The sequence below is a fragment of the Pseudomonas sp. MF6776 genome (genome assembly GCF_016613125.1).
Classification (GTDB): Bacteria; Pseudomonadota; Gammaproteobacteria; order Pseudomonadales; family Pseudomonadaceae; genus Aquipseudomonas; species Aquipseudomonas iridis.
The window spans coordinates 1-23,721 of record NZ_JAENSQ010000029.1; the positions used below are offsets into that span (position 1 = coordinate 1).

The 23,721-nt window shown below is 55.7% G+C and carries 22 protein-coding genes; 14 read left to right on the forward strand and 8 right to left on the reverse strand.

The window, feature by feature from the left end; genetic code table 11:
• The first annotated feature begins 252 nt into the window (after positions 1 to 252).
• The 8 genes from traA to JJD74_RS24495 all read left to right on the forward strand — a co-directional run bounded on the left by traA (position 253) and on the right by JJD74_RS24495 (position 9,187).
• Entirely contained in the window at positions 253 to 597 is a 345-nt protein-coding gene (traA, locus tag JJD74_RS24460) for a TraA family conjugative transfer protein (RefSeq protein ID WP_013100908.1), read from the forward strand.
• A 118-nt stretch (positions 598 to 715) separates the two neighbouring features.
• Positions 716 to 1,429, forward strand: coding sequence for a DsbC family protein (locus JJD74_RS24465; protein WP_013100909.1), 714 nt, complete (start codon positions 716 to 718; stop codon positions 1,427 to 1,429).
• An 11-nt stretch (positions 1,430 to 1,440) separates the two neighbouring features.
• Positions 1,441 to 3,906 (forward strand): type IV secretion system protein TraC, encoded by a 2,466-nt coding sequence (gene traC, locus JJD74_RS24470; protein ID WP_013100910.1) that lies wholly within the window; start codon positions 1,441 to 1,443, stop codon positions 3,904 to 3,906.
• Complete coding sequence (locus JJD74_RS24475; RefSeq protein ID WP_102685515.1) at positions 3,906 to 4,478, forward strand: S26 family signal peptidase; 573 nt, start codon at positions 3,906 to 3,908, stop codon at positions 4,476 to 4,478. The genes traC and JJD74_RS24475 overlap by 1 nt, the downstream gene beginning before the upstream one ends.
• On the forward strand, positions 4,472 to 5,713 hold the full coding sequence (locus tag JJD74_RS24480) for a TrbC family F-type conjugative pilus assembly protein (RefSeq protein ID WP_181086196.1): 1,242 nt from the start codon (positions 4,472 to 4,474) through the stop codon (positions 5,711 to 5,713). Before JJD74_RS24475 ends, JJD74_RS24480 begins: the two co-directional genes overlap by 7 nt.
• A complete protein-coding gene (locus tag JJD74_RS24485) occupies positions 5,700 to 6,752 on the forward strand; it encodes a TraU family protein (RefSeq protein WP_050483099.1) in 1,053 nt (350 codons plus the stop codon). The genes JJD74_RS24480 and JJD74_RS24485 overlap by 14 nt, the downstream gene beginning before the upstream one ends.
• A gap of 334 nt (positions 6,753 to 7,086) precedes the next feature.
• On the forward strand, positions 7,087 to 8,415 hold the full coding sequence (gene iscB / locus JJD74_RS24490) for an RNA-guided endonuclease IscB (RefSeq protein WP_325167018.1): 1,329 nt from the start codon (positions 7,087 to 7,089) through the stop codon (positions 8,413 to 8,415).
• A 52-nt stretch (positions 8,416 to 8,467) separates the two neighbouring features.
• The gene (locus JJD74_RS24495) at positions 8,468 to 9,187 is read left to right on the forward strand and encodes a nuclease-related domain-containing protein (RefSeq protein ID WP_234451858.1); all 720 of its coding nucleotides are present in this window, start codon (positions 8,468 to 8,470) and stop codon (positions 9,185 to 9,187) included.
• 232 nt (positions 9,188 to 9,419) lie between these two features.
• Here the strand turns inward: JJD74_RS24495 and JJD74_RS24500 are convergent, their stop codons facing one another.
• Positions 9,420 to 10,106 carry a hypothetical protein gene (locus JJD74_RS24500; RefSeq protein ID WP_181086190.1) on the reverse strand — a complete coding sequence of 229 codons (687 nt, stop codon included), beginning with the start codon at positions 10,104 to 10,106 and terminating at the stop codon, positions 9,420 to 9,422.
• 409 nt (positions 10,107 to 10,515) lie between these two features.
• Here JJD74_RS24500 and JJD74_RS24505 point away from each other — a divergent pair, with 409 nt between their 5' ends.
• From JJD74_RS24505 to JJD74_RS24530, 6 genes are all read left to right on the forward strand, one after another.
• Positions 10,516 to 10,833, forward strand: a complete 318-nt coding sequence (locus JJD74_RS24505; RefSeq protein WP_181086188.1) for a hypothetical protein — start codon at positions 10,516 to 10,518, stop codon at positions 10,831 to 10,833.
• A complete protein-coding gene (locus tag JJD74_RS24510) occupies positions 10,830 to 11,447 on the forward strand; it encodes a DNA primase (RefSeq protein WP_102685521.1) in 618 nt (205 codons plus the stop codon). Before JJD74_RS24505 ends, JJD74_RS24510 begins: the two co-directional genes overlap by 4 nt.
• 51 nt (positions 11,448 to 11,498) lie before the next feature.
• Positions 11,499 to 12,614 carry a DUF7146 domain-containing protein gene (locus tag JJD74_RS24515; RefSeq protein ID WP_102685522.1) on the forward strand — a complete coding sequence of 372 codons (1,116 nt, stop codon included), beginning with the start codon at positions 11,499 to 11,501 and terminating at the stop codon, positions 12,612 to 12,614.
• A gap of 118 nt (positions 12,615 to 12,732) precedes the next feature.
• Positions 12,733 to 13,758: a thioredoxin family protein gene (locus JJD74_RS24520; protein ID WP_102685523.1), complete on the forward strand. Its 1,026-nt coding sequence runs from the start codon at positions 12,733 to 12,735 to the stop codon at positions 13,756 to 13,758.
• The gene (locus tag JJD74_RS24525; RefSeq protein ID WP_047297003.1) at positions 13,755 to 15,155 is read left to right on the forward strand and encodes a conjugal transfer protein TraH; all 1,401 of its coding nucleotides are present in this window, start codon (positions 13,755 to 13,757) and stop codon (positions 15,153 to 15,155) included. Before JJD74_RS24520 ends, JJD74_RS24525 begins: the two co-directional genes overlap by 4 nt.
• Positions 15,156 to 15,166: 11 nt before the next feature.
• Positions 15,167 to 18,325, forward strand: coding sequence for a conjugal transfer protein TraG N-terminal domain-containing protein (locus JJD74_RS24530; RefSeq protein WP_047297001.1), 3,159 nt, complete (start codon positions 15,167 to 15,169; stop codon positions 18,323 to 18,325).
• Positions 18,326 to 18,352: 27 nt separating this feature from the next.
• Here the strand turns inward: JJD74_RS24530 and JJD74_RS24535 are convergent, their stop codons facing one another.
• The 7 genes from JJD74_RS24535 to JJD74_RS24565 form a co-directional block, all read right to left on the reverse strand.
• Positions 18,353 to 18,658 carry a hypothetical protein gene (locus tag JJD74_RS24535; protein WP_043859881.1) on the reverse strand — a complete coding sequence of 102 codons (306 nt, stop codon included), beginning with the start codon at positions 18,656 to 18,658 and terminating at the stop codon, positions 18,353 to 18,355.
• 184 nt (positions 18,659 to 18,842) lie between these two features.
• Positions 18,843 to 19,214, reverse strand: a complete 372-nt coding sequence (locus JJD74_RS24540) for a hypothetical protein (RefSeq protein WP_169715582.1) — start codon at positions 19,212 to 19,214, stop codon at positions 18,843 to 18,845.
• 18 nt (positions 19,215 to 19,232) lie between these two features.
• Positions 19,233 to 20,534, reverse strand: coding sequence for an RNA-guided endonuclease InsQ/TnpB family protein (locus tag JJD74_RS24545; protein ID WP_028621615.1), 1,302 nt, complete (start codon positions 20,532 to 20,534; stop codon positions 19,233 to 19,235).
• A gap of 82 nt (positions 20,535 to 20,616) precedes the next feature.
• Positions 20,617 to 21,651 (reverse strand): hypothetical protein, encoded by a 1,035-nt coding sequence (locus tag JJD74_RS24550; RefSeq protein ID WP_013100922.1) that lies wholly within the window; start codon positions 21,649 to 21,651, stop codon positions 20,617 to 20,619.
• Between the two features lie 10 nt (positions 21,652 to 21,661).
• Positions 21,662 to 22,231 (reverse strand): transglycosylase SLT domain-containing protein, encoded by a 570-nt coding sequence (locus JJD74_RS24555; RefSeq protein ID WP_013100924.1) that lies wholly within the window; start codon positions 22,229 to 22,231, stop codon positions 21,662 to 21,664.
• The gene (locus tag JJD74_RS24560; RefSeq protein ID WP_080922816.1) at positions 22,224 to 22,496 is read right to left on the reverse strand and encodes a hypothetical protein; all 273 of its coding nucleotides are present in this window, start codon (positions 22,494 to 22,496) and stop codon (positions 22,224 to 22,226) included. Before JJD74_RS24560 ends, JJD74_RS24555 begins: the two co-directional genes overlap by 8 nt.
• A gap of 36 nt (positions 22,497 to 22,532) precedes the next feature.
• On the reverse strand, positions 22,533 to 23,513 hold the full coding sequence (locus JJD74_RS24565; RefSeq protein ID WP_200617015.1) for a ParM/StbA family protein: 981 nt from the start codon (positions 23,511 to 23,513) through the stop codon (positions 22,533 to 22,535).
• Positions 23,514 to 23,721 lie beyond the last annotated feature (208 nt).

Here is a 23,721-nt window from a genome sequence, read left to right on the forward strand (position 1 = left end):
CCATGCCACCCCCTTACACAAATTACATGGATTATACTATTTACCTATATGGCGGAAAGATCAAGAAAAAGCCACCCGAAGGTGGCTTCTTATCAAAATTACGCACTTTTACGTGCTATATGTAACATAAAGCGGCCCTTTTTAATTTCCGTCGACAAATGCGCCTGAAAGCGAAACACAGGCTTACGGAAAGCACGAAAAATGTCTCCTGAGCGCAGCCCCTGCGCATGTCAACCTCTAGGAGCAAGACCAATGCACGTCAACAAAGCAACCCTCCAAACGATGGCCATCGCAGCGGCAATGGTGGTCGCCGGTACCGCGCTCGCGGGTACCGGCGGCGATACGTTCGATAGCGTGTGGATTACCTTGACTGAGTGGATGCAAGGTACCCTCGGCCGCATTCTGATCGGTCTGATGATCCTCACCGGCATCGGCGCGGGCGTTCTCCGCCAATCGCTTATGCCGTTCGTTACTGGCGTTGGCGGCGGTGTTGGCCTCTATGCTGCGCCGGATGTTATCGAGTCGGTAATGTCGGCAACTATCCCAGCAGCAGCTGTAGTCACCAACGCTCTCCAAGCCCTGCCTGTAGGCTTCTGATCTCAGTCAGAACGCCTCTCTGAAAGGCCTCTTTTTCCGACGCTAAAACGTCCTGAAAAAGAGGCCTTTTCTTTTCCGGGCCAAATACTCTGGGTGAATCGACTCAGGAGGTAAGCCCATGTTCAAACCAACCCGAACCATTCTTGCGATGACGCTGCTTGCATTGGCTGGCACCGCAGTAGCAGCGAGCCCTGCGGACAAGAACGCAGACAAGGTAGTGATGCTTCCTGCGTCTGCAATGCTGGCGATCGAGAAGAACGGCAAATTCGCCATCATCAGCGATACCGGCCGATTCATCATCCAGGGAACGGTTTATGACGTGTGGGCGAAGAAAGAGTTAAAAACCATCGAGGATGCTCGGATCGCCGCCCACTACATCCCAGTGGATAAGACCAACCTCGGTTTCAAGGATCTCGCCCCCCTCACAGTCGGCAACGGTGAGAAAGCAATCACCATGTTCTCCGACCCTGCTTGTGGTTTCTGCAAAGAGATCATTCAACAAGCCCGCTCATCCCTTCCCGAGGGGTATCGACTCGACGTGCTGATGTTGCCGCTGCTCAGCCAAGAGAGCGCGGTGCGCACCAAAGAACTCCTCTGCGCGAAAGACAAGGTTGCTGCGTGGAAAGCTGGCGCTTCCGGCGACATGAAAACTCCTCTCGAACAGCTCCCAACCGCGCAGTGTGATCTCGATGTGATCTCGAAGCGCCGGATGACAGCTCAGTTTCTTGGAGCTCGAAATGTCCCTTTCCTCATTCGTGATGACGGTTTGACCCGAGAAGGCAAGCCTGAAGAAGGCCTGCGCGCCTGGATTGAATCGAATCGCACCCTCTAAGGAATTCAGAAATGCTCAAAGCGCTTATCCGCTCAACACCTCGGCTCTCGAAGCTGATCAACGGCCTCGCCTACGAGCCGAATCTTTACCTGTTCCAGCTGGAAGGGAACCGCCTAGGATTCGCATTCCTGTGTTCCCCGCTCTCAGGCTCAAACGGGGATGAAGGCGACCGCCTGAAAGCTGGTTTGACGGTCGACTGGCCTGAGAAGACAACGATTCAGTTCAGCCTGATTTGCACTGAAAATATCAATGAGATGAAGACGGGATTCCTTCGTCTGCGTCGGGCCTTCCGTGAATCCGGCCGCACTGACCTTCCCGTGGAAACCCAAGCCTTGCTGGAGAAAGTGACGAACGCGCGGGCCGAGTATTTCAGTGACCGAACCATGCGCCCAGTTGATTCAATCTCAGGTGTACGCATTCGTGAACAGAGCCTGGTCGTATCCGTAACAATTCCGATCGCCAATGCGTTGCCTACCCAGACAGAAGCGAACGCGGCGAAGGAGCTTTTCGACGGACTGCGAACCTCGCTGGACAGCTGCAACCTGGCAGCCGTGCCGCTCACCAACGACTCCTACCGGGAAATTTTCTCCTCCATCCTGAACCAAGGGCCATCGGCGTCGTGGCGCGAAGATCCGGACATGAAGGCGGACACAGACAAGCCCCTGAATGAGCAGATCCTCGACTACAACCGCAGCCTCGACGTGAAGAAAGACCACCTTCAGATCGGAGATGACTGCTTTGTAAAAACGCTGTCGGCCAAGCGCTTCCCTGATGTCATGTGGCAGGGCGATGCCTCTCAGTACCTCGCTGACATTCTGTCCCAGCGCGGCGGAATCCGGGGTAACTGCATCATCAACATGACCCTGTATTTCCCTCCCCAGCTGGAAACAAAGGACAAGCTGTCGAAGCGCCGCCAATGGGCCATCAACCAGAGCTTCGGCCCGATGGTGCATTTCGTACCCGTTCTACGGAAGACGAAGGAAGCCTATGACACGCTGTTTGAAGATCTCGACAAAGGGCTTCCCAACGTACAGGCGACAATGACCCTCGTGGTATTCGGCCGGAACCGGGAAGACCTCATTCAGGCAGCGTCGAATGCGAAGAGCCATTTTGCCACGCAGGGCTTCAGCCTCATGGAGGACAAGTTTTGTGTGCTGCCCGTGTTCGTGAACTCCCTACCTATGTGTGCCGACCCGGATGCGATGAGGGAGCTGTTCCGGTTCAAGACATTGAGCCTCACCCAGGCATTACCTTTGCTGCCGATCTATGGCGATTGGAAGGGCACTGGAACCCAGGTGGCCCCGTTCATTTCCCGAAACGGTCAGCCGGTTAGCTTCAACCTCTTTGACTCCGACACCAATTACAACGCGATGATCGCGGCCCAGTCGGGCTCCGGTAAGTCGTTTGCGACCAACTATCTCATCACGTCGTATCTGAGCATTGGAGCGAAGGTGTGGGTCATCGACGTGGGCCTGTCCTACCTAAAGCTATCTGAGGCGTACAAGGGCGACTTTGCACGCTTTGACCAGGAGTCGAATCTCTGTCTCAACCCCTTCGAGCTGATTGAGGACTACAGCGAGGAGGAGGATGTCCTGGTTGGGCTGCTCTCTGCCATGGCTGCCCCAACCGTGCCCCTGATCGACTTCCAAACTGCCGGGCTAAAAAGGCACCTCACACAATGCTGGGAAGAGCTGGGCAAGACGATGATCGTCGACAACATCGCCGATTCTCTACTTGGCGACCCAGATCCGCGTATTCAAGACATTGGCCATCAGCTCTTCGCATTCACCTCGAAGGGGCAGTACGGCCGTTTCTTTAACGGGAAGAACAATCTCAACTTCAAGAATCCCTTCACCGTACTCGAGCTTGAGGAACTGAAGGGCCGCCAACACCTTCAGCAAGTGGTGCTCCTTCAGCTGATCTACCAAATCCAGCAGGACATGTACCTCGGTGAGCGTGACCGCCCGAAAATTGTGATCATCGATGAAGCCTGGTCGCTGCTCTCCCAGGGCAACGTTGGTGAATTCATTGAGCACGGTTACCGGCGATTCCGGAAATATGGGGGTAGTGCCATCGTCATTACCCAGGGGGTCAACGACCTCTATCAGAACAAAGTCGGACAGGCCATTGCTGAAAACTCCGCGTTCACCCTCCTACTCGGTCAAAAGGCCGAAGCTATTGATGCTATCCAGGAAAACAAGCGTCTGCCGCTGGGAGAGGGTGGCTATCGAATCCTGAAGACTGTTAAGTCGTACAAGGGGCATTACTCCGAGATCTTCATGCTCACCCCCCGCGGGGCCGGTATCGTGCGCCTCACGGTGGACCCATATTCGATCCTCCTCTACTCGACCGCACCTGAAGATGTGCAGGCGATCCGAAATTACACGCTCACTGGCGTTCCGCAGGATGAGGCAATTCTGCGCGTGCTCCGTGACCGAGGTGTCGAGTACAGCTCTAATCCGGCGGAAGTCGCGTAATGGCGTTGTCGAACCCCTTCAGCATTGAGGCCAAGGTGCGAAGGGCAATGGCGAAGGTTGAGCGAGATCGAGCTCCAAAGCGACTCTCGGCAGCCTTTCTCGGCAAAGGCCTACTCTTTTCCGCAGTGGTTGCCGGCAGCGTTGTGCTGCTGGCATCCCGTTATTCGATCGCTATCGCTAGCCAGGACTCCCTATGCCTGCCCCCTTACAGGCTATGGATCATCGATAAAAAGCAGGATGACCTGGTGCGAGGGGAAATCTATGCCTTTCACTCCAAAGGTCTGAGTCCGATTTTTGCTGACGGCACGATCATCGTGAAGGTGCTCGAGGGGATGCCTGGCGATCGCGCCAAGGTCACGCTTGATGAGACAACCATCAATGGCGTGTCCGTGGGCAAAGGGCTTCAGGTAGCCAACCAGCACGGGATTGATCCCCAGAAATACGTTCGGGAAGGGGAAATAGGCGAGGGCCGTTACTGGTTCTTCGGCCGCACGCCAGATTCTTTCGACTCCCGCTACTGGGGCTCAGCGTCGACGGACCAAATCATCGGGAAGGCGTATCCAATATGGTGAAAAAGCAACTAGCCATGTGCATTGGGCTGGCCTTCGGCTGCACGATGGCCATCGCCGGCGATGACCTTGGCATTCGCAAGTACGACATCAATGAATTCGATCCGGCGCTCCTCGAGCAGGTCAGGGAAATCAGCCGAAATGCGAAAGCGGCACGCGATGAAGTAAGCGGCCGCGATGACATGAGTTGGGTGGGTGAGATGGCCGAAAAGGCGATCGCTCAAGGCAGTGATGAGGAGTCCCTGCAGAACGAGTCAGCACTCGCCAGCGCAGATGGCTCAGATCGCGAGAAAAAACATCCCCTGGGCGATGGAAACCGCACTCTAATATTCGTGTCGTGGTCGATGGGAGCCACTGCCCTCAAAGACATACTGCTGTCCTTTGACGGACTGCCTGGTGTTGGCATCGTTTTTCGAGGCATTCCTGATGGTATGTCGATGGGCGATGCTGTGACCAAAATGCACCTCCTCACGCAAGAGACGCAAAGCACTGTGAGTGTTCTGCTCGATCCTCTCGCATTCCAGCGTCATAGCGTTTCAGCCGTCCCCACCGTCGCTCTCGAAGCACCGAATGATGCTTTGATCGCTAAAGCTGCTGGGTCGTCCTCCGTTAGCTATATCGAGGGGGCGGTTAAGGATGGTAAGCGTGGGGATCTAGGCACTATTGGCTCTACACAGGAAATCATCGAGCCAGACCTCATGGAGGTTGCGAAACAGCGCATCGCAGAGCTGGACACCGACGCCATGAAGAAGCGAGCAATCGCTCGGTTTTGGGATAACCACAAAGGGCACCCATTGCCTCCGGTAACGGAGAGTGCGACACGCCTCGTCGACGCATCTGTCATCGTTCCCAATGACATTCTCGATAGCCAAGGAAGGGTTGTTCAGAAGGCGGGGAGGATCAATCCACTCGACATGATGCCGTTTGACCAGAAACTGGTCGTGATTGATCCGACGCAACCTTGGCAGGTTGCCCTGGCGAAGCGTGAATATGCAGACCATGGGGCAAATCTGACCGTCACTGTGATGGCGACTCAGATTCCCACTGCCTCTGGTTGGGATCTGTTCAACAGCGTTCAGGACAGCCTGGATGCGCCCTTGTACCTGCTGCCGCCTGACATGGCGGAGCGCTTCCAAATCTTTCGAGCCCCATCTGTCGTAACAGCCGACACCAAAAACTTTATCGTCCGCGAGGTTGCTCAAACAGCCTTCGAGGAGGCCAATCATGAGCATCAATAAGGTAATAACCGCCGCAATTCTGGTGATTGCAGGCATGTTTTCCCTGCCAGGGATAGCGGCTGAGGCGTCCTCTTCCGGAGAGGTGATGTGTGAGGACTCTGGCCTTTTTGGTCCGAAGTTGTTCACCGACATCTGCTGGGCGTGCCTCTTCCCAATTCGTGTTTCTGGTGTGCAAATAACCCCCGGCACAGCCCCCGCGAAGGCTACAAAAATGGTCTTCTGCATCTGCCAGGAAGGCTCATCCTCGATCTACAAGCCCGGAATCATCACTGCAATGTGGGAGCCGGCACGGATGGTTGAAACTGTCCGTAAGCCAGGCTGCTCGCCAACCCTAGGTGGTGTAACGCTGCCGCTTGGCAACAAGCGCAGCTATGGCCGACTTCGGCAGGACAACAGCACCCAGACAGGTCAGGCTGCCGGGTCGTTCTACCACGCGCATCTGTATGCATTCCCGCTACTTCAGATCCTCGATCTCTATACGCCTACCAAATGCAACCCGGACGGTTATCTCGACCTCGATATCATCTCTTTCACTGAGATCGACCCGACCTGGAACAACGGTACGTTGGCTTTCTTCCAGCACCCCGAGTCCGCGGCCGTGGCAAACCCAATCGCTATTGCGGCCTGTGCTGCCGAATCCGCGCTGGTTACCGCTCGAAAGGAACCTCTTGAGTCGCTTTGGTGGTGTACCGGTACATGGGGGAGCATCTACCCATTTGCCGGCGTAACCGTGGCGCAAGATGCAAACCGGACGACAGCATTGCTGGCTGCGCGAGTGATCGCTCAGCAACACCGCAGGGGCCTCGCTCGACGCACTATGGGTGATGAAAACGTGTGCAAGGCGGGTATCTACCCGACGATTCCGAAAAGCCAGTACAAAGTGACCCAGTTCTGGCCAAAGTCGCAGAACAGCAGAGCAATGTGGCTCGGAGAACCGCCGCAGACTTGGGAGGGTGGGCCTAGTCGGCATGTTCCAGGTACTGGGAACGATGCCATGTACATGTTCTGGCGATGGACAGATTGCTGCTCGAAGCTCTAATGGAGAATCCGCACGTAAGGGCGGATTTGCGATGGTATGAGTCAACTACCCCGGCCTGAAGGTCGGAGCTTGTGAAAGCAGGCTGGGTTGACCAGGGAAAGCGGTATTAACCCGCTCCGTTTGCACCAGGTCGAACCGACCCACCCCGGAATGCTTCCTCAGTTCCGGGCACTGGAAGGTCGGGATCATGCTGGCGAAAGGTAAAACGCCGAAGATTCCGACCGCCGCGACAGCGGGAGCCGGGTGCAGACATTCCCGAGGGGAGCGAGCCGCAAGGCTCCGTCACCAGGCCCGTAAGGGCATAGTTCAAAGGAGGATCGCCGTGGCGGTCTATGTGTTGGATAAGACAGGCACGCCGTTGATGCCATGCAGCGAGAAGCGAGCGCGATTGTTGCTGGAGCGCGGTCGCGCCCGCATACACCGGCAGGTGCCGTTCGTGATCCGTCTGGTGGATCGGCGGCAGGCCGATAGCGCGCTGCAATCGCTGACGCTCAAGTTCGATCCGGGCAGCAAATTCACTGGCATTGCCTTGGTACGCCAGAAGGGCCAGCGGGTGTCTGTTCTCTCACTGATGGAATTGGCCCATCGGGGCGCAGCGATTCGCCAGGCCATGCAGCAGCGGGCGGCGTTTCGCCGTCGCCGCCGTGGTCAGAACCTGCGCCACCGCACACCGCGCTTCGACAACCGCACCCGGCCGGAAGGCTGGCTGCCGCCAAGCTTGCGCCACCGGCTGGACACCACGCTGGGCTGGGTCGGGAGGATGCGTAACTGGGCTCCGATCAGCGATCTGGCAGTCGAGCGGGTCAAGTTCGACATGCAGGCCATGCAGAACCCGGAGATCAGCGGCGTCAAGTACCAGCAGGGCGAGTTGGCCGGCTACGAGGTGCGCGAATACCTGCTGGAGAAGTGGGGCCGCTGCTGCGCCTACTGCGACGCTGAAAATACGCCGCTGGAGATCGAGCACATCGTTCCGCGCAGTGCCGGCGGCAGCGACCGGGTGCCCAACCTGACCCTGGCCTGCCGGCCCTGTAATCAGCGCAAGGGCAACCAGCCAGTCGAGGTGTTCCTGAAGGCCAGGTCAGAGCTGCTGGCGCGAATCAAGGCGAAAGCCAAAGTCCCACTTCGGGATGCCGCCGCCGTCAACGCCACCCGCAATGCCCTGTTCCGTGCCCTGCTGGATACCGGCCTGTCGGTCACCACGGGCACCGGGGCGCAAACCAAATTTAACCGACGATGCCTCGGCCTTCCGAAGACCCACGCGCTCGATGCAGCCAGTGTCGGTGAGATCAGGGCCATCGAGCACTGGCAACGCCCCACGCTGGCGATCAAGGCCACCGGACGCGGCGAGTACCAGCGCACCCGCCTTACCGCCCACGGTTTTCCACGCGGCTATTTGACCCGACAGAAACGCCATTTCGGTTTCCAGACCGGCGATCAGGTGCGCGCCGAGGTGCCGACCGGCAAAAAGGCTGGCACCCACCAGGGTCGCGTCGCCGTGCGCAAGACCGGCAGCTTCAACATCCAGACGCCTGATGGCGTGGTGCAGGGCATCCACCACCGCCACTGCACCCTGATTCAGCGGGCCGATGGCTACGCCTATTCCCACATCCAAACCGATAGCCCTCAATCCCAAAAGGAGGCAGCGAGAGCAGAGGTACGCTGAGCGTGCCGCGCTATCCCTTGGTCTGAGGGCCGGGATATCTCGTGCAAAATTGATGAATGACTTTCTAATGCTGTACCTGCCCCCTGTTTTGATTCTGGGGCTTCTCGCGGGCATCGCCCACGTTCGACTACTTGAATTTCCTGCATACCGAGGATGGTGGGGGGAGTACAAGGTGAACTTCATGCTCCGCCTGTGCCTTAGCGGCGAATACAAGGTGTTCGCCAACGCGATCTATCGAGGCAAGACAAGGGAAGAGTCGACACAGGTTGACCACATCATCGTGTCGCGCTACGGGATCTTTGTCCTGGAAACGAAGTGCTTCAAGGGAAAGATCATTACCTACCCTGAAGCACCTGAAAGCTGGTTGCAGATCGTCGGCCGAAGGAAATATCGCGTGCAAAACCCGCTGATGCAGAACTACGCACACGTGAAGGCAGTTCAGAAGGTCACCGGAGTCCACTCTCAGAAAATCCACAGCTACGGAGTGATGGCAGGGCAGGCCAGCTTCACGTATGGAATGCCTGAGCGGGTCTACAGCATTTGGGGCGTGATTCGTAAAATCCAGTCCTACAAAGCCCCGGTTTTTACTCGGGGCCATGTGGTGTCAATTTGCCGGGCGCTGAGCGAGCGCAGAATCAAGGGGGGGTATTGGGCTGCAAGACGACATGTCGAAAAGCTGAAGCGCCGAGGCGAGGATGGATCTACAACGTGCCATGAAGATAGACCCCGAGAGGAACACCTATCGCCACCCCAACAAGAACAGCAGCAGTGACAGAGATGATCGCGACCGTATCCCAAAATACTGCCTCTGGCGGCGCTTCAAGTGATTCGTCGGTGGCCAGCTCTTCTGTCCACAGTGGGGTGGATTCGCGTAGGGGAGGCTGATCCGGCGCTCGTTTGCGTCTTCTACTGGATCTGGCCGGTGTGGCAGTAAGATCATCAAGCATAATGAACCTCCTAAGCAAAACGCCCCGCAATGCGGGGCGTTTTCATTACTGGAGCTATCAGGCAACCGCTTCTTCAGGAAGCGAATCGAGTGCGTCTACATTGCCCTCAGGCTCAATGTGACCCGCAGCCTCGCGCTCCTCCTTCTCGGCGCTCACTTTGGCTTCTGCCTTTTCGATATCTTCTTGGAGCTCTGCAACTTTGCTGGCGTATGCCTTTGCTCGCGCGCTCTGACCGAGGCCAACGAGTGAGCGGATCAGCCGGGCCATTTGGTTGCTCTTGTTTGCACGAAATTCCTCAGCTTCCGAGCTATCGATTTTCTCATGCAGCCAGGCGGTATCGACCTGGATAATCAGGTGGTCAAATGCCTGAAGCAGGCTGCTCATCCGCTTGATTTCTGGGCTGGTGATTTCGAATTCGCGAGTCAGTGGTGAGCTGTACCCTGCAAGCTCTTTGATTCCCAGACTCTTCAAAAGCGTGTCCATCCGCTCAGACTCGTCACGCACGGCTACTTCCATGCGCTCGATTTTCTTCGAGACCGCATCAACCACCGCTTTGTGATCAAAGGTCTTGAGGTTTTTGGCCAGCTTGCGGGACGTAACGTCGATGATAAAAAGAGCCGTCATGAGGCTATCGAAACGGTTGCCGGCGAAGAACTTCGCCTGCTCAGTGTTCAGTACCATCTTTCCTTTGAGGGATGGCTTGGAGTATTGGTATTTCGTCGGTTGTGGTTGAGTGGTCGCCATTAGCGGTTTCTCCGGATGTTGGTGGCCGGACTATTGCACCAGCTTGCGGAGCCTCTGGATTTCGATTTCACGCACGAATAGCGTCGGAATTTGAGGTGCGTTTTTCTGGTTGACGACAGAGTGAAATGGCGGCGAGAATTGCGGCACTCATCGGCCAAGGTCGATTAAGAATTTGCCTCCTGGAGGCCATTGACCCTAAGTGACAGCATGCTGCTGCCACTGGTACCCAAGACGTGTATGCGTCTGGGAGCAAGCCAAGCTGAGCTTATCAGCTTAAAAACCAAGCCTACGTTCGCGTAGCGCCGATCAAAAAAGGAAGCCATTTGGCTTCCTTTTTTTGTGTCAAAAAAACCCTGACGGGGAACTCCCGTTAGGGCGTTCTCCGTTCTAAAAAAATGGAGAACTGAAAATGGCATCTACAACCCTCAAAGTTAAAGTGCTGACCGCGTTTGGCTTCCTCGTTGCAATGTTGGGAGCTGTATACGCACCGCAGTTTGCAAAGCAGATTTTGCCCTTCGCATTCTGTGTGTTCCTCGCTGTGGTACTTCTGAACGCTGAGCAGATCCTGCTGGGTGTTTCTCGGTATCTGCGCAGCTGCCTGAAGGCCTCGTACCCTCAGGCAACTAAGACCTCTCAAGTCGCAGCCAACGCCAGTTGGTGTGACAGCATCGATTATGACAACTACTACATTCCCTCCTACCTGCGTCGCCAGGGAGAAGAGCAATGATCCGTGTTGACTTCGATGTTCCTAGCTACCTCCGACTGCAACAAGGCCTTTGCATTGTCTCTGACCGCCTCGCGCACAAGCTGCCCGAGCCGGAGCATCAGGAAACGACGCAGCCTCTCGAAACTGTTGTGATCAACAAGCTGTATCGGCCGCAAGATCGCAAACAGGTTGCACCGATCGAGAATCAACAGCCGGACGAGATCAAGGGAGAGTTCATCCCTCGCGATTCACAACCCGAGCGCCAAGAAAAAGCGTCAGCAGTCGAATCCGCCGAAGGCGGTGATGACCATGGCGCGCGTGCTACTGAGATCAACTTTCAGGGTGTGGCTGGCAAGTCCGTGACCGGTGAATACCGCGGGTCTGGATTTGCGCCGTATCGGTTCCGCAAGAAGAACGGAAACTCGTTCTTTCTTCGGATCGGTGAGCACCTGGTTTGGGGGATTGAGCTTAGCGCTCAGCTCCGCCAGTCCGGCGCGCAACAAGGTGACGTTATCTCGCTGACCTTCCTCGGGAAAACCCCCGTGAAAGTGCTCAAAGAGGTCGATGTCAACGGCAAGAAAGAACAGGACTGGGTTGATACCTACCGCAACTCCTGGGAAATCAAGATCGTGTAATAGCCAGCAAATGCGCCCTTCGGGGCGCATCTCAACCAAACGGAGGTACCCATGTCCAAAGACTCAGAAGGCAATTACGCCCCAGAGAAGCAAGATGTGCTGGTAGCCGCTGATGGCCGCTGGCATGACATATACGCAAGCCTCGCATCTTCATTGGTGCCGGCTCACAAAAAAGCAGGGCGTGGGGTTCCATGTCCGGTGCATGGTGGGGAAGACGGTTTTAAGATTTTCCGTAAGACGGCAGGCTCGTCGAGCGGCGGGATCTGCCGTACCTGCGGGGTCAAGGCTGATGGCATAGCCTTGCTGATGTGGGTCAACCGCTGGAGCTTTCACCATGCTTTACAGGAGGTTGGAGCATTGCTCCGGGTCAAAGACCCGTATGGACGCACCGCTGATGGATTTATCCCAAGCGTTGTAATCCGTAAGGAGCGAGCCCCAGCAAAACCAGAGGTTTCAGACGATTGGCTGCGTGAAGCTATGCGCAACCTGTGGAAGGGAACCGTTCCTCTCACAGACCCATCAGCGGAACCAGCAAGGCTCTATCTTCGCTCCCGAGGCATTCTTGCTTGGGACCGACCAGAGCTGAGCCGCTACGTTCGCTTTCATCCGGAATTGACCTACAAGGACAAAGCCGGCAAGCGTTCTAAGCATCCAGGGATAGTGTGTACGCTTATCGATCCTGAAGGCCAGGCTGTGACCATCAACCGTCACTATCTGACAATGAAGGGTGAGAAAGCTGATCTCGCTGAGCCGAAAAAAATGTTTCCAATCCCCAGCAACCGCAAGCTTCCCGGTTGTGCGGTGCCAACATCGCATCCAGGAGAAGTCTTGGATGTATGTGAAGGATTGGAAACAGCTCTGTCGGTGGAAACAGCCATGGGTATACCCGTATGGCCCTTGGTGAATTCCTACCTTTTGGAGAGCTTCGTACCACCAGCCTGCACCAAAGCAGTCCGAATCTGGGCTGACAAGGACCGCAAGGAGGGCGGCCAGAAAGCGGCATTCGCTTTAAAAAAACGTCTGTGGGAAATGGGGATCAAGGCGCAAATAATGTTGCCGGACATGCCCATCCCTGACGGCTCCAAAGGTGTCGATTGGAATGATGTTCTTCGTGAACGTGGTTCTCTCGGCTTCCTCGGCCACGAGGTCTATCGCGCACAGCGATAGGCCTCTGGCCTTCTCGACTCTCCTCTCTTTTTCCGACCGTAAAAGCGCCTGAAAACGCGCCCCCTCCTGTTGGCCAACGCTCACAATTCGAGCATCCCCATCTTGGCCAGACGGACTCATGACGCCCCTAAAATTCCCCATCTTGTTGCTTGCTGCCGCTATAAGCAGCATTTCTCTTGCGGGAGAGACCAAGCCCGCCGAGTCAAAAACGCCCCAGGTTGCTGGTTCTTCGTTCTATCAGGACAAAGAACGCGGCTGGTTCTGGTACGAAGATCCGCCTCCTGAACAGGAACCCCAGAAAACTGAGCCCGCGCCGGTTCCAGCGGCCCCACCACCTGCCGAAACGGAAGCCTCCGAGCCGCCCGCGCCCGAGTTGCCACCGACTGGCAGCGTGGCGTGGATTCGGGAAATGCTTCCGAAGCTGCGTGATGCAGCCATGGATAACCCCACGAAGGAGAATGTGAGTGCGTACTTCTGGGCTCAGCGAATCATGCTCGACAAGGCCGAGCGATTCTCGCGTCACTCCGTCGAGGTAATCCGTAATGACCCCTTCCTCGACGAGGATATGCGTTATCCCGCCTCCAACGCCGCCTCCGACGCTCTAGCGACGGCGGCCGGCAAGCAGAAAGAAACCCTGCTGAAGCTCATCGCTGGCAGCTCTGCGCTGATGTTCTTCTACAACGGTAACGACTGCATTCTTTGCGAACAGGCCCTGGCAGCGGTCTCTGCACTCGAGTTCAGGTACGGGTTTACTGTCATGCCCGTCTCTATGGATGGGGCACCCCTTCCTGGCGGCAAATACCCAAACACGCAGTACGACACTGGGCTCGCAGAGCAGCTTGGCATCATCACCTCGCCGGCGCTGGCCCTGGTCATCCCTCCGAATGACGTGAAGATCGTCAGCTTCAGCACCGTTTCAATGGAGACGGCAACCACTCGGATTCTAATGGCGGCGAATGAAGCGGGGCTTATTTCCGATCAGGAATACAACGCCACATCCCGCCTTAACACCATGGGTTTGATCGACGCCACAAAATTGGCTGACGCCCCGCCCGATGCAACCAAAAACCCTAACGAATTCGTGAATCGGATGCGCGATGAAGCTCGTCGTGCCTTTCAAAAAGACAACGGAGGTGCCCAGTGAAAATCAAACCGATCGCCCTTGCTGTAGCGCTGATGGTGCCCTTCGGGGCTCACGCGAACATTCAACAGCAGGTCAATGAAATGTTCAGCGGCATGATCAACGTCACCAGTCCAGGGGCATATAAAACAGCCACACGCGGCGTTATTACCGGCGGGTCCGTTGTCCTTCGGAATCGGATATCCACCGCCAACCTCATCAGCATTACCCCGCCAAGCGCAAAGGGTGGATGCGGGGGGATCAACCTTTACAGCGGCTCGTTCTCCTTTATCAACGGCGAAGAGTTTGTAGCGCTCATGAGGAATGTGGCGTCGAACGCGGCTGGCATTGTTTCGGGCTTTGCCTTTGAGTTGGCCCTCGATGCGATGGACGCTCAGACAGGTGGTGTGATCCGCAACCTGGCCAACAAGATCCAGGCGCTCAATCAAATGTTTTCCAACAGCTGCCAGCTGGCGAGTGGGTTGGTTACGAATGCCAAAAAGGCATACGAAGAAAGCACCGACTTCAAATCCGCGATGACGGCCTTCGGGTCGAACGTCTCATCTGACTTCTTTACCGCGAAATCCACCAAAGAAGACTCACCAGCCAACCGGATTGCTGCCTCTGGTAAGGCCGTTCAATGTGAGAACACAGGGAATGTTCTGTGGTGCGCCATGATGAAGTCTGGCCTCCAGTCGCAGATCCTATTCGGCAGCGACGAAAACGCGGAATTCATCATGTCGATGGTCGGCAGCTACAACGTGTCGCTCACCAACGACGCCAGCGGGGGGAAAAACTTCGCTGCGCATCCCATGCCGAAGCTGATCACCGGCGAAGGTCTGAAGATTCTTGTTGAGGGCTCGGCCAACCTTGATGTCAAGGTCTACCAGTGCGACCAGGATGACCCGGACTGCTCAGACCCGAACATCCGAACTCTCACCAGCTTCAAGGGCCTCGAGACTCGAATCCTAGAGGATCTTCAAAACAACGGAATCCTTGAGCGTTTTGCGAACGGCACTGCAACCGCTGCTGACGGAAACCGGATTGCATACCTCGCATCAAGCCGAGTAGGGGTGAATTTGATGAAGATCACCCAGAAGGCAGGGGCTCAATCCGGTTATGACTATCTGAACCAGTTCGCCAAGAAAATTGCTGCTGATGCTTCGATGAGCCTGATTTATCAGCTGCTTGGGCATACAGAGAAAGGCCTGACCAGCCTGAATATGGCGGATGCAGGGAAGGTGATTGAGGACCTGCGGGCTACCAAGGGTGAGCTCATGGATGAATACCGCTCGTACATCGAGGAAGCAATGCAAGGCAAAGATGCCGATGGCCAAGCCGAGAAAATGCTCCAGATGGCCCCTGTGTTTGATAATGGAACCCTGCCACAGGGAACCATCAACGATAACGCAGGCGCGTAACGGAGATATCCATGGACTTCACTATCTACACGACAGGCAGCGCCGAGTTCCTTGAGATCATGCTCAATGCCTGCGCAATGATCACAGGCAGCGGTGACGCAGAAGACCTTGCCCGTATTGGCGCGCTGATAGGCTTATTTCTGTTGGCGTTCCAAGCTGTTTTCAATAACCAGGCCATTACCTTCGGAAAGGCGGGCCTTGTGCTCGTCCTTTACATGATGTTCTACGGCCCTACAGCCACCACTGTTATCGAGGATACGGTGTCGTCGCAGGTGCGGGTGGTGGACAACGTGCCTCTTGGCCCTGCCTTTGTCGGCTCAGTCATCTCAACGGTGGCCTACGGCATTACAAAAACCGCGGAGCAGGCATTTTCTACTCCAAGCATGACCGACTACGGGCTGTTCTCGAGTCTGAGCACATTGTCGAAAGTGCGCGACGCTCTTCGGAACCCGATGGCACTGGACGGCTTCCAAAACTACCGAAAAGCGGACGGGTGGGATCTGCCCCGATCGGTGAACGAGTACATGACATTCTGTTCACTGAACCCCGTGGCGCTGAGAACGGATAAGACCTTGACCGACCTGTACCGATCGCCTGGCTGGGCGGAGGTGCTGTCAAACCAGAACTCATCGATGTTCATCTACGTCTATGACGGTACCGCCGGCACCATGAAAAGCTGTGCAGAGGCGCGGTCGTTTCTCAACGCCCATTTGCAGAACGTCTATACAGACGTGCTAGAGGACATTCTCCAGAAAGGGTTCAGCGAAGAGGCCAAGACCAACCGCATGACCAGCGGTATCCAGGTTCAAGCCGCTACTGACCAAGCTATTCAGAGCCTCGCACTGAGTAGCAAGTCGGCTCAGGACTACGTTTTGACTTCGCTAATTGCGCCGATTTTCAACGATTCCCGTGTCGATGCCATGAACCATTGGCAAGAGCAAAGAGCCGCAATGGCTCTTCGCGAATCGCTCAACCAGCAAGAAATTCAATGGGCGGGGAAGGGCGACAGCTTCAAACACTACATGAGACCGATGATCGCCTTCTTCGAGGGCATGCTCTATGCGATGACGCCGTTCATGGCCTTTGCTTTGCTCCTGGGTGGGCCTGGCCTTTCTATCCTCGGCAAGTATCTCGTGTTGCCGCTGGCGGTGGGTTTGTGGATGCCGCTGTTGAGTATCGTGAATGCTTTTACCCTCTGGTATGCAGGCTCCCAGATGGAAGCCGTATTCAACGGCTACGACCCCACAGGTTCTGGTTTCGCAATGCTCCAACTCATGGACATAGACAAAGCCATCGGCAAGGCACTGGGTATTGGCGGTCTGCTTGCGGCGTCCGTGCCTCCATTGGCACTGTTCATCGTTTCCGGCTCTGCCATGGTTGCCAACAGCGTCATGAGCCAAATGACGGCAGGCGACAAATTCAAGTCCGAAGACGTGAATCCTCGGGCCCAGGATAGCGCACCTGTTCTCAGTCAAAATGCCTCGTTTACTTCCGACCAGGTAAGCTCCGGGGTGAGCAGAACGGGATCGCCGCAGCTTGCTGAGACGATAACCGGCGACCAAGCTGCGAGTGCAGTCCTTCAGAGCGCCCAAACCGCCTCGCAAACGGCCACGAGCCAGTACCAGAGCAACCTCTCAGCGGCAGGCCAGCAACTAGCCTCGACGAGTACGGGGCGCGAAGCGATGACGCAAATGGGCGAAAGCATCAAAGCTAGCGATGCTCTCAAGCAAAGCTCTTCCTATAACCAGGCAGTTGAGAATCTTCGAAGCAGTGGTTTCTCTGAGTCGTCGATAAACATGGCAACCGCAGCCTCAGCGCTTGGTGGGCAAGCCGGCCTGAAAGGCATCATGGCCAACCTCAAAACCAGTGATGGCAAGTCGCTTTCCGAAATGAGCGGCACAGAGCGTCGAACTGCCGAAAAATCTCTCTCGCAGTTAAGTTCTTCCGTGGAGAGCGCTAACACCCGTGACCTGACATTTGCCACCGGTGATGCCTTCCGTGACTCGTCGATGGCCCAAAGTAGTGTTAGCAACACTGATCAGATAAATCAAAGCCGCACTGAAGCTCTACAGGCACAGAATACGTACAGCCAAGCGGCTTCTCAGCAAGACACCATCAGGGCAAGTCAAGGCCTCAATCTTCGCGATGCAGCGATCAAGTCGCTATCGAGAGGCGGGGTATCTCGAGCAGAGTCTGGCTTAGAACTTCAGCGCATGGCTGGTGCAACTGATGAAGGGAAAAAGCTCTTCGCTGAAGCATTTAATAGCCAAAGCATCAAAGATATGTCGTCGAATACGGACGAGCAGAGGGCGATGGCGGCAATCCGGGCGATTAACCAGCAAGGCAGGCTCGGCGAATTGGTCATGAGCCAATTCAATCCATTCGACTTCAACGTAGCTCAGGGTAATGCGGGAGAGTTTGCAAACATAGCAGACAAAGCCGGCGCAGCAACGGCCGGGAACTCAGGTTTGCAAGGCGAGTTCAATTCAAGATGGCAGGGTAACAGTGACGCATATGCAGGTGCTCAGGACATGAACATTTCTGCTAAGGAAGCGGCTGAAGACCAAGGTGCTGAGCTTGTCGGAAACCGTCATGCGGAGAACAGCCTAGCCCCACAACTCGCGCATGCTCGCAACAGTGAGGATGTTAGAGGGGCGGCAGATTCAGAGGCCGCGCAGCAACTATCGACCTTCGGTAAGAACTACGATGATAAGGGCTTGATGATCAAGGCCGCATCGGCGGTTCAGAGCATCCAGTCGGGCGGCAAAACGCTTACGAACTTCCTGGCTGGCAACGAGAACACACAATTCAGCAATGACGTTTCTGAAGGGCAGCAACTGGGGCTGACAGATAGCCAAGCCGCACTTCGAGCAGCTAGCCGGGCAGGCATGCCAACGGACTCTGATATTTATCAGTGGTCCTCCTACCACACCTACTCGGAAGCCATGATCGCGTCTGGCGGGGATGAAGACTATGCGAAGGGCGTCCATGCTTCATTGACGTACCAGGCAGCAGGAAGTGATGGAACATCTGCTGACCGGCCGGTTGTGGAAACTGTCGCTGCGGGCAATCGTCACAATCCCCTGCCCAAAAACTTTAGACCTGCGGCAATTGAAAATGCTGAACAACCCAAACAGGCCAGCGGACCGAGGAGACCGTCAATCGAATGAGTAAAAAAGGGGCTTTATAGCCCCTTTTTAGTTGAAGCCGACAAAGACAAATCGGTAGATCGCCATGACAGCGAAAAAGAGGGCGATTCCACCAATGATAGTCAGCTCCAAAGAAATCGCTCGAAGCCCAAGAATGGCATCACGACGCAAGCGAGCAAGCCCGCTTTTCCGAGGCATCCCATTCCACTCCTCGCTCAAACAGAAGGGGCAGATGCTTTTGAGAGGCTTCTCACCCCCGACCTGCACACCATCGACATAAATCGATCGCTCCATAACCACACGTGGAACCATCATTTTCTTGCAGCATTGGCACTCAGCCTTGTCGTTTCGCATCTCGTTCACCCCTCGAAAGTTCTTACCCTAAGAATCTCACAGCGCGCTGTAAACCCAAGCGAATCTACGTAATGGCAGGAACTGGCTAGGGCAGGCCTCTCCCTGGATGGGTAGACACCTCACCTTCGCGACTGCGGGCGAGCCTGGCGCACAACGAAACCTTTCTCTCTATCGACTGCCCAATTCATCCCTTGAAGAGTTCGGCCAGCCAACCCTTCACCGCGATGGCAATTCGCTCCCGCAACAGGAACATCAAAACAGACAGGCCAAGGCTCACGCCCAACGCCTCGGCACCCAAGCGGGCGAACACGACGATGTTGATCAGAAGCAACACCATGATGCCAAAAAACTCAGCATTCGCTTTTGCTCCAGTGAGAACCTGCTGCTCAGTCAGCATCCACTTGGGCGACAGGCAAAACGGACAAACCGAAGACTCCGGGTCCCGGCCACCAACGGGGACGCCGCTGATGTAGAAGGGGGCGCTAGTGACCACCTTCGGGACCATCATTTTCTTGCAGCACTGGCACTCAACTTTGTCGTTTCGCATCTCGTTCACCAATGAACTCTTCCGCCACTAAACCGCATGTGCGGTTGTCGTCGGAATTTCGCGGGTCGTTGACTTGGGCTTGACCGCTTGCGCGGACAGCGGCTTGAGTCTCGCCGTCACGCCCGTCCCAGGCGTGTCTTGCAGTATCCAGGCGTCGAGCAGTACGACCCTGGCGCTGTTCTGATCCCTCGGCAGCACGCAGCCACAGGCACAGCGGTGCATGCGCTCACTGAGCAGTTTGGGCACGATGGCCCAGCAGGCTGAACAGCGCTGCGAGGGTTTTAATCGGCGCGTATCGGACAGATGCAAAACGGAACCAGCTTCGTGCGCTTTGTAGGTGAGCATCTGATGCGCCATGCTGAAGCCGGCCGAGAGAATTTCCCGGTTCAGTCCAGCCTTTTGCCGCACGCGACGGCCCGGTTTCTCAACCGTGCCCTTAGCGCTGCGGCTCATGTTCTGGGGTTGCAGTTCTTCCGTGGCGATCAGGGCGCAGCGCTGCACCAGGGAAGTCGTTTGTTTATGCAGGAAGTCGCGCCGTCCATCTGCAATGCGCTGGTGCAGACGGATGATTTCCTGGCTTAGCAGCCGATAGCGGTGCGAACCCCGCTTCCTTCTGGCGCGTTGTCGTTGCAGGTTGGCCAACTGGGGCAGCGCCTCGCGCAGCCAGCGGGGGTTTTCGATCTGGCTGCCATCATCAAAGTTGGCCCAGTGACTGACGCCCAGGTCGATACCAATTGCATCGTCGCCTGTTCGCTCACGCCGACAGGCGGACTCGGGCACCCGTAGGGTGATCGAGGCATACCACTGATCTTGGCCGGTGGCGTGATTGCGGCGGCGGCTGAGGGTCAGGTCATTCGGCGTGAAATCGGCGAAACGGTGGCGGCCCCGCAGACGAATCATCATCGCGCCCTTGCCGCTGCCCAGCCGCAACGTGCCGCCGCGCTGGCCGAGCTGCTGGAGCTTCCAGCCGGCTGGATCGGGGTAGGAGAAGCCCGAGTAGCGGGCGCTGGATTTGAAGCGGGGAAATCCCGGTGACTGGCCAGCTTTGACCCGGCGAAAGAACGCCTGAAAGGCTCGATCCAGTCGGCGCAGGGTCTCTTGCAGGGCATGACTACCCAGCTCGACCAGCTCCGGCCGAAACTGTTTTATGACGGGTAACGTGTTCTGTTGGTCGTAGTAGCTGATACTGATACCAGCTTTGCGGTACGCCTCGATGCGCTCCTGAAGCGCAGCGTTGTACAGTTCGGCGTGCAGGCGCACCCAGCCGTCCAGCCGTTCTTGCTGGCTGACATTGGGGTAAAGCCTAAAGGTCACTTTTCGCCTTTGCATGCTTCCGACCCTACAGCATCTCACCCATAACCCAAGTCGTCCGCTTGGCATGCCGCCTGGCTACGGGCCTGGCAGAGGATGTTCAGTGGTTGCACCAGATGCATCGGCCGGGCTTGAGCGCGTAACGAGCATTGATCTCCTTGCACTTGCTGCATGGGGTGAGAGTGATGTCTCCGGTCTTCATTGCGTTGCTGAGCTGGTAGCCATTGGAAGGGGAGATCATATCGCTGGCCTCGACGCCAACCGCTTTACACAGCTCCACATACTCACGATGAGCCGCAACCACCGCGCGAGCATTCGTCCGCCGAAGAGGATTGTCGGCGAGCAGCCTGTACACAGTGAGGTAGAGCAGGCTGTGAAGAGGGCTTTCAGCCAGTGTCTTATTCGGTGCCTGTATGCGCCCGCTTTGGGACTGGACAAGGGGGGTATCCCGTAGCAAGGAGCGCTTCATCCGAACTACCTCGTCTGCATTCAATCCTGTCCATTGCGCGACCAGCTTCGGCTGTAGCTTCTGCTGAAGCAACTCGGTCGCAACCACATCGAGGGGCATCGTAGACGGATAGTCTTTAACCCGGCCTATGCCACTTACGCCAGGCTTCAGGAAGTACCGAAGGTCGCCAAGCAATACGGTGGTCACGTCTCTCAGTTGATCATCTGGCGATGATAAGTTCATCCTCAGCTTCCTGAGGTTGCACCTGGTGCCAATCGAGAACCCGCCGCGGCTCACCAGCATCATGCGAGAGTCGAAAGATCCTGCCTCGAACACCCGATACCCAACATCGTCGAGGCCTACAGCCAGAATAGGGCTTGTTTCGTTGACGCGGGAGAAATGACAAAACTCCATGAACATGACCATCTTGTTGCCAATCTCCCTGAACTCCTCATCGTCCAGGTAGCCCCTGCCGACTTTCAGGGTGTTGTAGTGAACACGGTAGAGAGAAACGGGAAGGGCATCTACAGCGTTCAACTGACGCTGGTTCGCGCTCAAAGACGAAAGCCAAACCATATCGCTTTGAGTCAAGCGCTGCTCGGCGAGAATGACATTGAAATCCCGCAAGCCAGATGTCAGCCAGCGCAGGCCCATTTGTATCATCGATGCGTTGATCTTAACTCGCATGTCCCTGCCCTTACTTTAAACGCTGTAGTGAACGCCAAATGCTGAGCACATTACTCGCATACTCGCGTGCGTCAAGTTCACGCTTTGGGTTTCGTGTATGGTACCCACCAATAGCAAGTTGCATATCGACAGGATATTGAGCAATCGACTCGCAAAGTATCTGAGCACCAACGCGGATGTTCACCTCGGGGTCAAGAAGAAACTCCGGGCGCGCTACTCTATTGCCGTTCCAACGATAGTTTATTTGCATAATCCCTATGTCGGTGAGGATGTCTTCGGCAATATATTTGCCGAGTACAGCCTTGGCATCCATGTAGGTATTAGGGTACAGAGCGCCACTAGGTTCATTGCGAAGCGCAAACGGGTGTGGTGCAATCATCCCTTTTCCGGCAGATGTTTTAGATTCCTTTAGAGCTAGTGAATATAGAAGCAGAGGGTCCGGCTTGCATGCGGAGGCCATTGACGCTCGCTCCCACATCGTTCCTTTTAATGAAAAGCCATTAGCTTTAGCGCTCACTGAAGTACCTATGGCAATGCATGCAGATACTGCAATAAAAGAACTGATACGGATATTAAACATTTGCCCCCCTTATCCAGCTGGCAACTGGACGAGAGGCTGGCTCATTACTGACCTGTTCCTTTTTGTCATCAGCAACAATATTATCTTGCTGAGTATCTGCTTGCTTGCTTTTAGCATCTTCGGTCGCACTAATCATGCTTAGATATAGCGCTGCCATTGCAACAAGTCTTTTACCCCGATAATCGGGGTCAATAGTTTCAAGATGCGCGTGCAATTCTTGTGTCGCTGGCGTGACTCGACATTGTAGTCTCATCGTTTTATCCACATTCCCTCCTTAGCGCGTCCTTGCGCACCCGTTAAATTAAGAGCGTGCGATATGCCAGAAACCTTCGGCATTGCTTTTTACGCTGTTCGCGGGCTTGACTACCAATGCGTCGGGAAATTCTTTTCTGGCAAACTGCTCATACAGTGAGGCTCCCCCGCCGCCGAGGATCACGCAGTCGATCGCACGGCCTTTCAGGAATCGAAGGCCTTGTTTAATCTCAGTGAAAACGGATGGGATAACACGCTCGGCAGCACGCTCAAGATATTCTGCAAGTTCAACCTTGCGGCCATAAACAAGGATGTATGACTTACCCGACTGGAGTGCATGTTCAATCTTTTCAACGCCAGGAATGCCGCCATGATCCTTCGCAATTTCTTCATTGCACGCTTCAAGTACAACAGACATAGCCTTGAGGCTGCTGCTGCTGGAGTTGACTACCAGCTCGCGGTGGTCAAATACGACCCAATCAACACTGAAGAATCCTGGATCGATAATGATCGAAACTGACTCCTCAATAACTTCAGATGCATCTGAGTTGCAGTAGATCTCCGTCAGAGTCCCGATCGGTTGAGCAACCACCTCGACGCGCTTAACGGTAACCTCTCGCTTTGGCGTAATGCGATGTGTCCCAGTCATACGCTTTACTAGGGCTTCCACGTAGGCCTTATCGCGAGCCTGCGAGACAGGAAGACCAGTTACCAAGCAGTCAATCACGTCTTTATCACCCGCGGCATGCAGCAGAGCCCCCTTAAACAGGGCCTCATAGGCGTGCGAAGACGTGTAATCCTCGTGCAGTTCACGTCCATCTTGAACACGGCCGGGCGCGGCAAATGCCACCCAGGGCGCGCCATCAACCTCCACGATTACCTCACCAGCACGTAATCCAGAATCCCCAGGCAGAACGCTCAGGGGAGCGGCCTGCGAGGGGCGAATAATCGACTCAGGATGCCCATCCCCGCTGCCAAAAACGCCAATCACGTTGCTGTAACCAATATCCAGACCCAAGGCGTTACCCATTTGAATGCCGCTCCCAGCAAATAATGACAAAAGAAGTGCGCCAGATGACGACGCGTATGACCCCGTAGCACATGAAACCCCACACCCACAGAATCCCAAGCGCTATACCTGCATCAACCGGTCACCAGATGACGACGCACCGTAATAATCAGTCTTCCTGAAAGCTTTGGGCTCCGTTTTCAGGACGTTTTTGCGTCTGAAAACGAGC

Coding starts and splice junctions, on each gene's coding strand:
- JJD74_RS24475 (WP_102685515.1), top strand. CDS start 3,906: ATGGCGTTGTCGAACCCCTTCAGCATTGAGGCCAAGGTGCGAAGGGCA.
- JJD74_RS24485 (WP_050483099.1), top strand. CDS start 5,700: ATGAGCATCAATAAGGTAATAACCGCCGCAATTCTGGTGATTGCAGGC.
- JJD74_RS24530 (WP_047297001.1), top strand. CDS start 15,167: ATGGACTTCACTATCTACACGACAGGCAGCGCCGAGTTCCTTGAGATC.
- JJD74_RS24550 (WP_013100922.1), bottom strand. CDS start 21,651: ATGCGAGTTAAGATCAACGCATCGATGATACAAATGGGCCTGCGCTGG.
- JJD74_RS24555 (WP_013100924.1), bottom strand. CDS start 22,231: ATGTTTAATATCCGTATCAGTTCTTTTATTGCAGTATCTGCATGCATT.
- JJD74_RS24515 (WP_102685522.1), top strand. CDS start 11,499: ATGTCCAAAGACTCAGAAGGCAATTACGCCCCAGAGAAGCAAGATGTG.
- JJD74_RS24500 (WP_181086190.1), bottom strand. CDS start 10,106: ATGGCGACCACTCAACCACAACCGACGAAATACCAATACTCCAAGCCA.
- JJD74_RS24520 (WP_102685523.1), top strand. CDS start 12,733: ATGACGCCCCTAAAATTCCCCATCTTGTTGCTTGCTGCCGCTATAAGC.
- traA (WP_013100908.1), top strand. CDS start 253: ATGCACGTCAACAAAGCAACCCTCCAAACGATGGCCATCGCAGCGGCA.
- JJD74_RS24465 (WP_013100909.1), top strand. CDS start 716: ATGTTCAAACCAACCCGAACCATTCTTGCGATGACGCTGCTTGCATTG.
- JJD74_RS24565 (WP_200617015.1), bottom strand. CDS start 23,513: ATGGGTAACGCCTTGGGTCTGGATATTGGTTACAGCAACGTGATTGGC.
- JJD74_RS24545 (WP_028621615.1), bottom strand. CDS start 20,534: ATGCAAAGGCGAAAAGTGACCTTTAGGCTTTACCCCAATGTCAGCCAG.
- JJD74_RS24510 (WP_102685521.1), top strand. CDS start 10,830: ATGATCCGTGTTGACTTCGATGTTCCTAGCTACCTCCGACTGCAACAA.
- JJD74_RS24495 (WP_234451858.1), top strand. CDS start 8,468: ATGAATGACTTTCTAATGCTGTACCTGCCCCCTGTTTTGATTCTGGGG.
- traC (WP_013100910.1), top strand. CDS start 1,441: ATGCTCAAAGCGCTTATCCGCTCAACACCTCGGCTCTCGAAGCTGATC.
- JJD74_RS24480 (WP_181086196.1), top strand. CDS start 4,472: ATGGTGAAAAAGCAACTAGCCATGTGCATTGGGCTGGCCTTCGGCTGC.
- JJD74_RS24535 (WP_043859881.1), bottom strand. CDS start 18,658: ATGCGAAACGACAAGGCTGAGTGCCAATGCTGCAAGAAAATGATGGTT.
- JJD74_RS24505 (WP_181086188.1), top strand. CDS start 10,516: ATGGCATCTACAACCCTCAAAGTTAAAGTGCTGACCGCGTTTGGCTTC.